Annotated in this window: 12 protein-coding genes; 5 read left to right on the forward strand and 7 right to left on the reverse strand. The window is 71.4% G+C overall.

The window, feature by feature from the left end; all coding sequences use genetic code 11:
* Positions 1-100 precede the first annotated feature (100 nt).
* Positions 101-772: a FadR/GntR family transcriptional regulator gene (locus tag ABZX79_RS02950; RefSeq protein WP_355250565.1), complete on the forward strand. Its 672-nt coding sequence runs from the start codon at positions 101-103 to the stop codon at positions 770-772.
* Positions 773-915: 143 nt separating this feature from the next.
* Positions 916-1,947 (forward strand): PAC2 family protein, encoded by a 1,032-nt coding sequence (locus ABZX79_RS02955; protein ID WP_355250568.1) that lies wholly within the window; start codon positions 916-918, stop codon positions 1,945-1,947.
* A 48-nt stretch (positions 1,948-1,995) separates the two neighbouring features.
* Here ABZX79_RS02955 and ABZX79_RS02960 read toward each other — a convergent pair whose 3' ends face one another.
* The 5 genes from ABZX79_RS02960 to ABZX79_RS02980 form a co-directional block, all read right to left on the reverse strand.
* Positions 1,996-2,958 (reverse strand): superoxide dismutase, encoded by a 963-nt coding sequence (locus ABZX79_RS02960; RefSeq protein WP_355250571.1) that lies wholly within the window; start codon positions 2,956-2,958, stop codon positions 1,996-1,998.
* A gap of 142 nt (positions 2,959-3,100) precedes the next feature.
* Positions 3,101-4,330 carry a cysteine--1-D-myo-inosityl 2-amino-2-deoxy-alpha-D-glucopyranoside ligase gene (gene mshC, locus ABZX79_RS02965; RefSeq protein ID WP_355250574.1) on the reverse strand — a complete coding sequence of 410 codons (1,230 nt, stop codon included), beginning with the start codon at positions 4,328-4,330 and terminating at the stop codon, positions 3,101-3,103.
* 327 nt (positions 4,331-4,657) lie between these two features.
* A complete protein-coding gene (locus ABZX79_RS02970; RefSeq protein WP_355250577.1) occupies positions 4,658-5,500 on the reverse strand; it encodes an SCO1664 family protein in 843 nt (280 codons plus the stop codon).
* The gene (locus tag ABZX79_RS02975) at positions 5,464-6,054 is read right to left on the reverse strand and encodes a DUF3090 domain-containing protein (RefSeq protein ID WP_355250580.1); all 591 of its coding nucleotides are present in this window, start codon (positions 6,052-6,054) and stop codon (positions 5,464-5,466) included. The genes ABZX79_RS02970 and ABZX79_RS02975 overlap by 37 nt, the downstream gene beginning before the upstream one ends.
* A gap of 86 nt (positions 6,055-6,140) precedes the next feature.
* Positions 6,141-6,827, reverse strand: coding sequence for a histidine phosphatase family protein (locus ABZX79_RS02980; RefSeq protein WP_355250583.1), 687 nt, complete (start codon positions 6,825-6,827; stop codon positions 6,141-6,143).
* Between the two features lie 59 nt (positions 6,828-6,886).
* Between ABZX79_RS02980 and corA the strand changes: the two genes are divergently transcribed.
* Positions 6,887-7,885, forward strand: coding sequence for a magnesium/cobalt transporter CorA (gene corA, locus ABZX79_RS02985; RefSeq protein ID WP_355250586.1), 999 nt, complete (start codon positions 6,887-6,889; stop codon positions 7,883-7,885).
* A 51-nt stretch (positions 7,886-7,936) separates the two neighbouring features.
* Here corA and ABZX79_RS02990 read toward each other — a convergent pair whose 3' ends face one another.
* Both ABZX79_RS02990 and ABZX79_RS02995 read right to left on the reverse strand, forming a co-directional pair.
* Entirely contained in the window at positions 7,937-8,725 is a 789-nt protein-coding gene (locus ABZX79_RS02990; protein WP_355250588.1) for a ferritin-like domain-containing protein, read from the reverse strand.
* Between the two features lie 241 nt (positions 8,726-8,966).
* On the reverse strand, positions 8,967-10,016 hold the full coding sequence (locus tag ABZX79_RS02995; RefSeq protein ID WP_355250591.1) for an LLM class F420-dependent oxidoreductase: 1,050 nt from the start codon (positions 10,014-10,016) through the stop codon (positions 8,967-8,969).
* Between the two features lie 165 nt (positions 10,017-10,181).
* Between ABZX79_RS02995 and ABZX79_RS03000 the strand changes: the two genes are divergently transcribed.
* Together ABZX79_RS03000 and ABZX79_RS03005 are read left to right on the forward strand one after the other, a co-directional pair.
* Positions 10,182-11,165: an aldo/keto reductase gene (locus ABZX79_RS03000; protein WP_355250594.1), complete on the forward strand. Its 984-nt coding sequence runs from the start codon at positions 10,182-10,184 to the stop codon at positions 11,163-11,165.
* A gap of 278 nt (positions 11,166-11,443) precedes the next feature.
* On the forward strand, positions 11,444-13,600 hold the full coding sequence (locus ABZX79_RS03005) for a helix-hairpin-helix domain-containing protein (RefSeq protein WP_355251045.1): 2,157 nt from the start codon (positions 11,444-11,446) through the stop codon (positions 13,598-13,600).
* Positions 13,601-13,624 lie beyond the last annotated feature (24 nt).

Consider the following 13,624-nt stretch of genomic DNA (forward strand, 5'->3'; position numbering starts at 1 on the left):
GGGCTTGGTCGCGGGCTTACTCGTGCTCGCTTCGTACCTACAGAATGGAGCCATACATCGGACGTCTGAATGTCTGAGCGAAGCGATGAGGAGACCCACCGTGGCTGTCACCGACGAGGCGATCGAGAAGATCAAGGAAATGATCGTCTCGGGGGCCCTGCGCCCCGGCGACCGCCTCCCCAAGGAGAGCGAACTCGCCGCCGAGCTGGGACTGTCGCGCAATTCGCTGCGCGAGGCGGTACGCGCCCTGTCGCTGATCCGCATCCTCGACGTACGCCAGGGCGACGGCACGTACGTCACCAGTCTCGATCCTCAACTCCTGCTCGAAGCGATGAATTTCGTCGTGGACTTCCACCGGGACGACACGGTGCTGGAGTTCCTCGCCGTACGCCGCATCCTGGAGCCCGCCGCCACCGCGATGGCCGCCACCCGGATCAGCGCGGCGGAACTGGACGCACTGAGCGCCCAGTTGGATGCCCTGGGGCCGCACCCGTCCGTCGAGGAGCTGGTCGCGAGCGACCTCGAATTCCACCGCCGCATCGTGCAGGGCTCCGGCAACTCGGTGCTGTGCTCGCTGCTCGATGGGCTCTCCGGGCCGACCACCCGGGCTCGTATCTGGCGCGGACTGACCCAGGAGGACGCGGTCAGCCGTACGCTCCACGAGCACCGCGCGATCCTCGCCGCCCTGCGCGACCAGGACGCGGAAGCCGCCAGGTCGTGGGCGACGGTGCATATCGCGAGCGTCGAGCAGTGGCTGCGCTCTACGCTGTAGGGGCGCCGCAGACGTCGGGGCTCTGATCTCGAATGATTCGGCGGACGCAGGGCACGCTTCCCTCATTCGCATCAGGCGTCACCGCGCTGGTGGAAGCCTTAAGGTTGGTGCGTGTACAAGGGAACTTCGAAAGGGGGCACTGGGTGATCGAGCTCGAGGGGGTTCCCGAGCTGATCGACCCGGTCATGGTGGCCGCGTTCGAGGGCTGGAACGACGCCGGCGACGCAGCCTCCACCGCGGTCGCGCATCTGGACCGGGAATGGAAGGGCGAGGTCTTCGCGGCGCTCGACGCCGAGGACTACTACGACTTCCAGGTCAACCGGCCCACGGTGTTCATCGACGGCGGCGTCCGCAAGATCACTTGGCCCACCACCCGGCTCTCCGTCGTACGGATCGGCGGCGACAAGCCCCGTGACCTCGTCCTGGTCCGCGGCATCGAGCCGTCCATGCGCTGGCGCTCGTACTGCAACGAGATCCTCGGCTTCGCCCACGAACTGGGCGTCGAGATGATCGTGATCCTGGGCGCGCTGCTCGGCGACACCCCGCACACCCGGCCGGTGCCGGTCAGCGGCGTGACGTCGGACGCGGATCTGGCGCGGACCATGGATCTGGAGGAGACCAAGTACGAAGGCCCCACGGGCATCGTGGGAATCCTCCAGGAGGCCTGTACGCACGCGGGCGTTCCTGCCGTGAGCCTGTGGGCCGCCGTGCCGCACTACGTGTCGCAGCCGCCGAACCCCAAGGCCACGCTGGCGCTCCTCAACCGCCTCGAAGACCTCATCGATCTGCGGATCCCGCTCGGCGAACTCCCCGAGGACGCACGGGCGTGGCAGGTCGGCGTGGACCAACTGGCCGCCGAGGACAGCGAGGTCGCGGAGTACGTGCAGTCGCTGGAGGAGGCGCGGGACACCGCGGAGCTTCCCGAAGCGACGGGCGAGGCCATCGCCCGCGAGTTCGAGCGGTATCTGCGACGGCGTGACGGCGGGCCAGGGCCCGGCGGGGGGCCGGGCGGTGGGCCGGGCACCGGCCACGGTCACGCGACGGACGGCAGCGAGGGCTCCGGTACGTACCTGCGCGACAGCTCCAGCGGCCGTACGAGACCGCCGAAGCCGCCTCGCGCGGAGCCGGAACGCCCGGAGGGCGCGGACGGGCCGGAGGATTCCACAGAGGAGTGAAGCGGGGCGGCGCCGACCGGCGCCGCCCCTCAGTCGTCTTGTCCGGGCTCAGATCCGGGCTACGGACACCGCGTCGTAGTCGGTTCCAGGCATGGGCTCCACGTCGAAGCGAGCGTTTGGCAGGTAGATCCGGTCGCCCCAGGCCGCCGCCGTCGTGGGGATCCTGAAGCCGGGGTCGGTGATCCGGGTGACCAGAACGCCCTTCGTACCGGCCTCGTTGAGGCGTACGACGTCGATCGCGCTCTGGGCCTGCTGTACGACGTACAGGAGGCGGCCGAGCAGCAGGAGGCCGTCGCCGTTGGGGATCTTGAGCGGGCCGAGGTCGACCTTGCGGGCGTCTCCGGTACGCGGGTCGACGCGCATCAGCGCCCCGCCGTCCAGGGCCACATTGACCACCAGCAGGGCCCGGCTGTCGGGGGTGCGCTCAATGCCGTTGGCCGTGAAGTCGGCGCCCTGGAGCCACTCCCCCGTGAGGTTCCGGGTGATGATCCGGTCCGCCGACGGCAGTTCGCCGTGGCGCCCGAGCGGCAGCCCGTAGAGCACGGGGCGGAAGGAGTCGGTGAACCAGGCGATCCCCGGCCGCAGCACGACGTCGTTGACCATGCTGGTGGGCGTGCCGACGTCGTACGTCGCGAGGATCGCGCCGCCGTGGGTGTCGACGACCCTGATCTGGCGGGAAAAGCCGCCGCCGATGAACAGGCGCCCCGCGCCGTCGAGTTTGAGACCGACGGACATCGCGCCCGTGCCCTCACTGATGATCCGGCCACGGCCGGTCGCGAGGCTCGCCGCGTACACGGAGCCGTCGCGCAGGGAGCCGAAGTACGCGTACGGGCGCGAGCCGATGGCGATGCCCTCGGGCTGGAAGCCGTCCGGCAGCGGGAAACTGGCCGGCCACGTCTCTCCGGTGCCGGTGGCCGCGTGGGCCGCGCCCGGGAACGGGGCCAGCAGTGCGGCGCCGCCCAGCGCGGCGCCGGCGGTGAGCAGTCTTCGACGATCTAAGGAACGGTGCATGAGGTCGCCTTTCCGACAAGCGTTCCACCAAAGCGAACACCTCATCACACGAGGGCATTTGTCCGCAGCGTTAAGCCGGAACACGGAACCGCCCCCGGCCCTCTCCATGAGAGGTCCAGGGGCGGGAAGGTCCGAAAAACAACTACAGGGCCACGCCGAGCAGCGCGTCGACGGCGCGCGAGACGACACCGGGCGCGCCTTCGTCCGTACCGCCTTCGGACGCCTGCGCGGCGGCCCAGCGGTCCACGGCGGCGAGGGCGGCCGGGGCGTCGAGGTCGTTGGAGAGCGCCTCGCGGATCTCCTCGACCAGGCCGTCGGCGGAGGGACCGTCAGGCCGGGACACGGCCGCGCGCCAGCGGCCGAGCCGCTCCAGGGCGTCTTCGAGCACCTGGTCCGTCCACTCCCAGTCGGCCCGGTAGTGGTGCGCGAGCAGCGTGAGGCGGATGGCGGCCGGGTCCACGCCGTCGCGGCGCAGCTTCGAGACGAAGACCAGGTTGCCCTTGGACTTCGACATCTTCTCGCCGTTCAGAGCGACCATTCCGGCGTGTACGTACGTCTTCGCGAACGGGTACTCGCCGGTCAGTGCCTGGGCGTGGGACGCGCCCATCTCGTGGTGCGGGAAGGCGAGGTCCGAGCCGCCGCCCTGTACGTCGAAGCCCATGCCCAGGTGGTCGAGTGCGATCGCCACGCACTCGATGTGCCAGCCGGGCCTGCCGCGGCCCAGCGAGGCGCCGTCCCAGCTCGGCTCGCCGTCACGGGCGGCCATCCAGAGCATCGGGTCGAGCGGGTTCTTCTTGCCCGGGCGCTCCGGGTCGCCGCCGCGCTCGGCGGACAGCAGCCGCATCGCGTCGGCGTCGAGGCCGGACACCTCGCCGAAGTGCGGGTCGGCCTCGACGGAGAAGTACACGTCCCCTTCGAGCTCGTACGCCGCGCCCGCGTCCCGCAGCCGCTCGATGAGCGGCACGATGCCGGGTATGGCTTCGACGGCGCCGATGTAGTGCTGCGGCGGCAGCATCCGCAGGGCGGTCATGTCCTCGCGGAAGAGCGCGGTCTCGCGCTCCGCGAGTTCGGTCCAGTCATGTCCGTCGCGGATCGCCCGCTCGAGCAGCGGATCGTCTACGTCCGTGACGTTCTGGACGTAATGAACCTGCCGCTTGGTGTCGAGCCACACGCGCTGCACGAGGTCGAACGCGTTGTAGGTCGCCGCGTGACCGATGTGAGTCGCGTCGTACGGCGTGATGCCGCAGACATAGATACGGGCGACGGGACCGGGGTCGAGGGAAACCAACCCACTGGTCGCGGTGTCGTGGATCTTGAGGTCGCGGCCCTTGCCAGGCAGGGCGGGGACCTCAGAAGCGGGCCAGGCATGCATGCCTTGAGCGTAACCGGACGCAGGTTCCGGATACGAACCGGATACGGAAACGTGTCCGGTTACGCACTCTTGCGCGGGACGCCTGCGGCGGGCTTTGCCCACCCCTGGGGCTCCGCCCCAGACCCCGCTCCTCAAACGCCGGAGGGGCTGGAGGGGTGCGGGAGCATTTCCAGCCCGTCCGGCGTTTGAAGACACTCCCGGAGGGCGTCTGTGGGGTCTGGGGGCTGGGGCTTGCCCCCACGCGGCGGAGCCGCAGAGTGTCACGGCGGGAAGGGGCGGGTCGGGGACAAGCCCCGCGCAGCGGCAGCCGCACCCCGCACCCCGCACCTACACCGGCGGCCAAGGAATCGCCGGCCACTCCCCGCTCGGCTCCGGGTGACGCCCCGTCGTGCGCAGCGCCGTCACCCGCGCCCGCAGCGCGTCCACCTCCGCCGAGGTGATCAGTTCGGCCATACGGGTGGCGAGCGGCCGCCCCTCGGCCAGCTCCTCCGCCAGCCGGGCCACCACCTCGAGGGCCTCGGCCGTCAACGGCTCCCCCGCCCACCCCCACAGCAGCGTGCGCAGCTTGTCCTGCTCATTGAACGTGACCCCGTGGTCGATGCCGAACAGCTTCCCGTCCGCCGTCGGCAACAGATGCCCGCCCTTGCGGTCGGCGTTATTGATCACCGCGTCCAGGACCGCCAGGCGCCGCAGACGCGCATCGTCGGCGTGCACGAGAAGCGCCGTGCGCCCCTCCCCCACCTCGGCGAAGGCGATCGCCTTCCAGCCCTCGCCGGGCTCCTCGTCCTCCACGAGGGCCAGCAGACCGCCGTCGGGGCCTTCCTCGGGCGTCTCGATCCACAGCTGGCACATGCCCTCTCCGTACGGACCGTCCCGCAGCACAGTCGGCGGCACGAGCCCCCACCCCGTCGCCTCGGAGATCTCGTACGCCGCCACCTCGCGCTGTGCGAGTGTGCCGTCGGGGAAGTCCCACAGCGGCCGTTCACCGGCGACGGGTTTGTACACGCAGGACGCCGATACGCCCTCGTACTCGATCTCGCAGTACAGCACCGCGTTGGACGCTTCACGGACGCGTCCGCGCACCATCAGCTGCCCCTTCGCCAGAACGGTGAGGAGGCCGTCGTCCGCCGGAGTCACGCTCCCCGGCGGTATCCGTTCTGACGCGGGCATACGTGTCCCTCCGGGTCGAGCGGCAGGCTGCACAGCGGGCACGGCGGCCGGCCCGCGTTGACGACTTCGAGGGCGCGCTTGGCGAAGGCTCTGGCCTGGGCGCCGCTCAGCCGGACACGCAGCATCGGCGGGCCGTTCTCCTCGTCCTGGAGGAGCCGTTCCTCGGCCTCCGCGAGATCCTCGTCGGTCTCCACGTCCAGCTCGACGAGGGCCTGCGCCTCGACGATCATGCGCTGTTCCTCACCGTCCCAGGCGAGCGCCATGGTGCCGACGCGGAACTCCTCCTCGACGGGGGCGTCAAGGGGGGCGCTGTCAGTGACATCGGCCGGAGCCACGGCCGGCACGGGGGCGTTGCCCCCGGTGCGGCGTACCACTTCGTCCAGCAGCTCGTCGATCCGCTCGGCCAGCGCGGCCACCTGGGTCTTCTCCAGGGCGACGCTGGTGACGCGGCCGGCCGCGGACGCCTGGAGGAAGAACGTACGACGTCCAGGCAGCCCGACCGTACCGGCGACGAAGCGGTCCGGCGGGTCGTAGAGGAATACCTGACGGGACACGTCCTGATCTCCCTTGTACTCATCCAAGCGCTGAAATCGTCTGTATGCGCGGTCTTGGGGCGCGTCCACCCTACTGCGCCGATCGATCACGGTGCGCCTGCGCCGCCCCCTACGGCCGCGTCCCCGTCGTCGCCGCTCTCGCGCGGCGCCAGCGAGGCGAGGTCGCCCGTGTCGCCGAGCCGCAGAAGAAAGGGGCGCAGCGCGGTGTACCGGACGGCCGTCAGGGAACACGGGTCGACGTGAATCCGCTGGAAGAGGTCGAGATGAAGCCCGAGTGCGTCCGCGACGACGGACTTGATGATGTCGCCGTGAGAGCACATGAGATACACGGCGTCCTCGCCGTGCTCGGCCTCGATGCGCGCGTTCCAGTCCCGTACGGCGTCGACCGCGCGCGCCTGCATGGCCCGCATCGACTCCCCTCCCGGGAACGTCACCGAGGAGGGGTGCTGCTGCACGGCGGCCATCAGCGGCTCGTCGGAGAGCTCGGCGAGCTTGCGGCCCGACCAGTCGCCGTAGTGGCACTCCCCTATCCGTTCGTCGGTGTACAGCGGGAGACCCGGCCGCGCGTCGAGCAGCGGCTGAAGGGTCTGGCGGCAGCGTTCGAGGGGGCTGGTGACGGCTGCGGCGAGCGGTACGTCGGCCAGCCGCCCGGGCAGCGCGGCCGCCTGCGCGGCGCCGCGCTCGTCGAGCGCGACACCTGGCGTCCAGCCGGCGAGCAGCCCCGCGGTGTTGGCGGTGGAACGTCCGTGGCGTACGAGAATCAGCGTGGCCATGGCCGCCAGCCTAGGCCGAAGCCGGCTCCGGGGTGTGCCCGGGCCCGTACCGGGGGAGAATGCGCGCCGTGATCGTCGACTGTGCCATCTACCGGGAAGGGTGCCGTACCGAGGGCCCTTCCGATTTCTCCGACGCCCTCGCCGAGGCACGGGCCGCCTCCGCCGGGGACACCTTCCTGTGGATCGGGCTGCACGAGCCGACCGAGAAGGAATTCGATCTCGTGAGCAGCGAGTTCGGGTTGCATCCGCTGGCCGTCGAGGACGCGCTGTCGGCCCACCAGCGGCCCAAACTGGAGGTGTACGACGATTCGCTCTTCGCGGTGCTGAAGCCGGTGATCTACGAGCCGGAGAGCGACACCGTGACGACGGGCGAGCTGATGGTCTTCGTGGGCGACTCGTTCGTGGTGACGGTGCGGCACGGGGAGGGCGCCCCGCTGGCCGCCGTACGCCACCGTCTGGAGGCGGAGCCCGAGGTACTGCGGCACGGTCCGACCGCCGTCCTGTACGCCGTGAGCGACGCCGTCGTCGACTACTACATAGAGGTCGGCGCCGAGCTCCAGACCGACTTGGAGGAGCTGGAGGCGGAGGTGTTCGCACCGTTCAGCCGCGATTCGAAAAACACCGCCGCGCGGATCTACACCTTCAAGCGGCAGGTGCTCGAATTCCGCCGCGCGACGGGGCCGCTCGCCCAGCCGATGCTGCGGCTGTCGAACCCCGGTCTGCCCTTCGTCGACGAGCACGCGCAGCCCTTCTTCCGGGATGTCAGCGACCACCTCACCCGCGCGAACGAGCAGGTGGACGGGCTCGACCGGCTGCTGTCCGACATTCTGTCCGCGCATCTCGCGCAGATGAGTGTGCGGCAGAACGACGACATGCGGAAGATCTCGGCGTGGGCGGCGATGGCCGCGGTCCCGACGATGGTCGCGGGGATCTACGGCATGAACTTCGATCACATGCCCGAGCTGACCTGGGTGTGGGCCTATCCCGCCGTGATCGTGCTGATGGTGATGTGCGAGATCGGCCTGTACCGGCTGTTCAAGCGCCGCGGCTGGCTCTGACCGGCTGCCGTTGCGCGGTGCGGTGCGGTTCTCAGCGGTGCTCGGCGGTGCTCAGGCGGTTGTGGCCGCGGACGTCGCCGGCCCGCCCAGCGCGTCCCGCCGTTCCGGCATCGTCAGGCTCACCATGCGCCGCCAGCCGCCGAGGCGCTCGTACGCGTACATGGCGTGGATGCCCGTGGCGAGCGCGGCGGACTTGGCCTTCGGCCACTTCAGGATGCGCCCCATGTGGGCCATGACGGCGAGGCTGACGTCCCGGTAGACGCGGCACTCCGCCATGGCGCACTCCCGCAGGACGCGCTGGATGGTACGGCCGTGTCCCGCGCGGGCCAGCCGGAGCAGCTCCTCGTGGCAGTACGCGAGGTGGTTCTCCTCGTCGTGGCAGATCATCCTGATCGGCTTGCCCACCTCGGGGTGCTCGCCGAAGTACTTGACCAGCATGTCCATTTGGTCGGCCGCCCGCTGTTCGGTCACCCGGCTGTGCGAGAGGTAGACGAGGATGTCCTGCTCGGTCAGCGGCTCGTCGCGGCCCAGCTTGTCGTGGGCGAGGCCGATGCCGCGCTGTTCGAGCAGCATCGTGTAGTCGGTCTCCGGCGGGACCGGGACGGGTTCGAGCTCCCGCTTGTTGAGCAGGGCGTTGAAGAGCCGGCCGTGCTTGTCCTCGTCGGCGCCGTGCCGGGTGATCTTCGGAGCGAGATGCCTCATGCTCTCGGGCACCAGAGCCGCGATGCGGCCGTTCTCCCAGCCGCCCTGGCTCTCGCCGCTGGCGGCAATGGAGCAAAAGAGCCGGAAAGACTCGTCCTTGTCCAGAATCTCCTGAAAAATACTTCGGGCCGACAGCATCACTGAATACCTCCGTGTACCTCCGTGCAGACGTCCGCAAAGAACAAGTCAAGAGCGGTACGGGACGGCAGGCAACAGCTGCGGCGGTCAACTCAGCCAGAATGACGAACCCCTGGGAGGTGCGGGGGCGTAACCCCAGCGGGCCCTGAGGCGTTGTTGTGCATGACGGCCGTGGCGGGGAAGACCCCCCGAGCCCCCACCACGGCCGCAGACTTTTCTCCCGCTTTCTCGTCCTGCGGGATTACGCCAGACCGGCGAGCTCCAGGGCGTCGGCGCCGGCCCGCAGGGCGGCGATCCGCTCGTCGAGCGTGAAGCCCGCGGGGGCCAGCGTCAGCGTTGTCACCCCGGCAGCGGCGTACGCCTGCATCCGCTCGGCGATCCGCTCGACGGAGCCCAGCAGGGTCGTCTGGTCGATCAGCTGGTGCGGGATCGCGGCGGCGGCTCCCTTCTTGTCGCCGGACAGGTACTTGTCCTGGATCTCGGCGGCTTCCTTCTCGTAGCCCATGCGCTGCGCGAGCTGGTTGTAGAAGTTCTGCTTGCGGCTGCCCATGCCGCCGACGTAAAGGGCGGTGTACGGGCGGAACGTGTCGGCCAGCGCGTTGATGTCGTCGCCGACCGCGAGCGGCACGGTGGGGCAGACGTCAAAGCCGTCCATGCTCTTGCCGGCCTTCTCGCGGCCCGCGCGGAGGTGCTGGAGCGCGGTCTCCTCGATGTGCTCGGCGGAGGGGAAGATCAGCAGCGCGCCGTCGGCGATCTCGCCGGTCTGCTCCAGGTTCTTGGGGCCGATGGCGGCGATGTAGAGCGGGATGTGCTCGCGCTGCGGGTGGACCGTGAGCTTCAGCGGCTTGCCGGGGCCGTCGGGCAGGGGCAGCGTCCAGTGCTGTCCCTCGTACGACAGGCGCTCGCGGGTCATGGCCTTGCGGACGATCTCGACGTACTCGCGGGTGCGGGCCAGCGGCTTGTCGAACTTCACGCCGTACCAGCCCTCGGAGACCTGCGGGCCCGAGACGCCGAGGCCGAGGCGGAAGCGGCCGCCGGAGAGAGAATCGAGGGTGGCGGCGGTCATCGCGGTCATCGCCGGCGCACGGGCCGGGATCTGGAAGATCGCGGAGCCGACGTCGATGTTCTCGGTCTGGGCGGCGACCCAGGAGAGCACGGTGGCGGCGTCCGAGCCGTAGGCTTCGGCGGCCCAGCAGACGTCGTAGCCGAGCCGGTCCGCTTCCTGGGCGACGGCCAGATTGTCGCCGTCCATCCCGGCGCCCCAGTAACCGAGATTGATGCCGAGCCGCATAGCCACTCCCTTTACTGATCAGTAACGTCCCTGTGCCGGGGACTCTAACGCGCGGGGGTGCGATCCGTCAGGGGGCGGGGCGTCCTGCGGCGAGCTCCCGCGCGAGTTGGGAGTTGTCCACAGGGTCTGCTGCGGCCCGCCGCCGGGCCAGTAATCTCAGCGCCCATGGAGCAGAGGCATCTCGGCCGCACGGGCCTGCGCGTATCGAGAATCGGGCTCGGCACCCTCACCTGGGGCCGGGACACCGACGAGCACGATGCCGCCGATCTGTTGAAGGCCTTCTGGGACGCGGGCGGCACGCTCGTCGACACGGCGGACGTGTACGGCGACGGGGACGCGGAGTATCTGCTCGGGCAGCTCGTGGAACGGCTCGTTCCGCGGCGCGATCTGGTCATCGCGACCAAGGCGGGCAGCGTGCCCGACCCCGACCGGCGCTTCGACGGCTCCCGCGGCCACCTTCTGGCGGCGCTCGACGCGTCGCTGGAGCGGCTCGGCACGGATTACGTCGATGTGTGGCAGGTGCACGCCTTCGACTCGGCGACGCCGCTCGACGAGACGCTCCAGGCGCTCGACATCGCGGTTGGCAGCGGCCGGGCGCGGTATGCGGGGGTGTCCAACTTCTCCGGCTGGCAGCTGGCGAAGGCCGCCACCTGGCAGCTCGCGGCGCCCGGTGTACGCACCCGGCTCGCCAGCACGCAGATGGAGTACTCGCTGCTGCAGCGGGGCGTCGAGCGTGAGGTCCTGCCGGCCGCACTGGACCTCGGTGTCGGACTGCTGCCGTCGTCGCCGCTCGGCCGGGGCGTACTCACGGGCAAGTACCGGCGCTCCGTCCCGCCGGACTCGCGCGGCGGCTCGGAGCACCTCTCCGGGTTCGTCGCGCCGTACCTCGACGACGCGGCGAGCCGCATCGTGGACGCGGTGGCGACGGCCGCGGACGGCCTGGCGACAACCCCCCTCAACGTGGCCCTCGCGTGGGTCCGCGACCGGCCGGGGGTGGTGGCCCCGATCGTGGGCGCGCGCAACGCGCGGCAGCTCGCGGAAGCATTGTCAGTGGAGGCGCTTAGTCTTCCAGACGAGATCTGCCAGGCGCTCGACGACGTGTCGGCGCCCGTGCACCGCTATCCCGACCAGGACTGGAGCACGCTGTGACTGCGCTTCCCGGGGCAACCCCCGGATCCCCGGCCGAGCACCGCGACGAGCCGACTGCCGAACCCGCGCTCCCGGCGCCGGGAGCCGCCGGGGACAACACGAAGCCCCACACCGAGCCCGGCCCCGGATCCGACGCCGTGGCCGCCGCCGAGCCCGAAGCGCGTGCGGCAGCGGCCCCGACGGACGCGAACGAGAACGCAGGTACCCACGTGCACCCCGCCGACACCCCCCACCCCACCGCCGCCGAGGACACCCCGGGCCAACCAGCCGGCACCGACATGGCAGCCGCCGAAGGGCCGTCCGCCGACGGCGGTGACAGCCCTGCGGGCACTCCCGTCGGCGCGGGCGCGACGGATTCCGAGGATGCCCTCGACGGGAACCTGTCCAGCGGTGGTGGCACCGCAGGCCGGCCGGACGGGGTCGGGGAAGGCGCGGCGGAGGGTGGAGCGGCGGCCGTTGTGCCGCAGTTGTCGGAGGCTGAGGCTGAGATTGCTGCTCAGCGGGCGTTGCGGGAGCGGATTGAGCGGCGCAAGGCCGAGAAGACCGCGCCCGTCGAGGCCGGTGCCAAGCTGAGCGGGCAGGCCGCCGATCTGCTCGCGGCCGTACGGGCCGTGGAGAGCGGCACCAAGTCCGGGGAGGCGTTCTTCGCGTCCGCGGAGCCCGCCCCGCGCCGTGTCGCGCCCGCGCCCCCGCGCACTCCGGCTCCCACTCCGGTCGCGCCGGCGGCCGAGGCGGTCACCGTCGCGCCCGAGGCCGTGGCTTCCGTACGGGCCGTGCTGGCCGAGGGCGGTGCCCCGGAGGCGCTCGCCGGGGCGGTCGCGGGCGTCCTCGGGGAGCAGGCCGGGCAGGTGCTGCGCGACGACCCCTGGCAGCTGCTGTCCGTACCGGGTGTGCGGCCCGAACAGGCCGACGGGTTCGCCCGCGCCCTGCTCGGCGCGGAGTGTGGTCCCGGCGACGAGCGCAGGACGGCGGCGCTCGTCGGCTGGCTCCTGGAGCGGGCGGCGGTCCAGGGCCACACCGCCCTGGAGTCCGGCGCCGTCCGCAAGGCGCTGGCCGAGCACAAGGTGCCCGACCCGGACGAGGCCATCCAGAGTGCTGTCGCCGAGGGTGTGGTTCTGGTCTTCCAGGACGGCGGAGCCGACGAGGGTGACGAGCCCGTGGAGGTTCTGCTGGGGCTCGAGCGGTACGCCCTCGCCGAGGAAAGCCTCGCCGACGGCCTCGCCCGGCTGGCCAGTACGTTCGGGAACGAAGCGAAGGAAAGCACTGGCTGGGACGCGGGGCCCGTCCCGCCCTCCGCCGCCGAGCTGATCCGCGCCGTCGCGGCGAACGGCCTGGTCGCCCACAGCGGCGGCGAGACCGCCCGCGCCGAACCGGCCGCCCTGGTCGCCGTCGCACGCGGGGCCGGCCTGCGGGCGTACGCAGCGTCGCACAGCGCCGACGGCGAGCGGCGCGTCGCCGCCGCGATCGGCGACGCGTCGGCGTCCGTCACCCTCGCCGGGCTGGTCGCCGGGACCGAAGGCCCCGGCCGGGACGAGGACGGCACGCTCGCCCTCGATCTGCTGGTCGTGCTGGACGCCCCGCAGCTGGACGTCGAGACCGCCGCGATTCTCGTGGAGTCGCTGGCGGACGGCACCAGGCTCGTCCTCAGCGGCGACCCCGGCGTCCTGTCGTCCGCCGGCGCGGGCCGGGTCTTCGCGGACCTGCTGGCCGCCCGCGCGTGCCCGTACGTCATCTCGCGTACGCCCGATCCCGGGCCGATCGGTGAGCTGGTCTCCGGCATCGCGATCGGAGAGCTGAACCAGGTCGAGGCGCCCGGCAAGGAGGTGGTGATCGTCCCCGTGCGAGACGCGGGCGAGGCCGTGCACCGCACCGTCCAGCTGGTCGCCGACTCGGTGCCGCGCGCCTTCGGGGTCTCCCCGGCCCAGACCCAGGTGATCACCCCCGGCCACGGCGGCGCCGCGGGCACCCGCGCGCTGAACGCCGCGCTCAAGCAGCGGCTCAACCCCGGCCCGGGCCGGTTCGGCGGCTTCGACCCGGGAGACCGGATCGCGTACGTCCCGGCGCCCGGCCGGACGCTGCCCGGCACGGTCGTGTCGGCAGACGCCGACGGCCTGCACCTCGACTGCGAGGGCACACCCGTCGTCGTACCCAAGGAGAAAGTGGAGACCGCGGTGCGGCACGCCTGGGCGCTCACCGCGCACCAGGCGACCGGGATGCGGTGGCCCGCGGTCGTGGTCGTCCTGCCCGGCGACGCCGCCCCGGCGCTGAGCCGCCCGTGGATCTACACCGCGTTCAGCCGCGGCGAACGGCACCTGTCCGTGGTCCACGGTGTCGACCAGGCCCTGCCCCGCGCGGTGGCCGAGATCCCGGACCGGCCGCGCACCACACGCCTGCGCACCCTGCTCCAGCCCCCGGCCGAGCAACCGGCGACGTAGCGAACACCCGGCGCAGGCCGGCGG

The organism is Streptomyces sp. NPDC002994, from assembly GCF_040611155.1.
GTDB lineage: Bacteria > Actinomycetota > Actinomycetes > Streptomycetales > Streptomycetaceae > Streptomyces.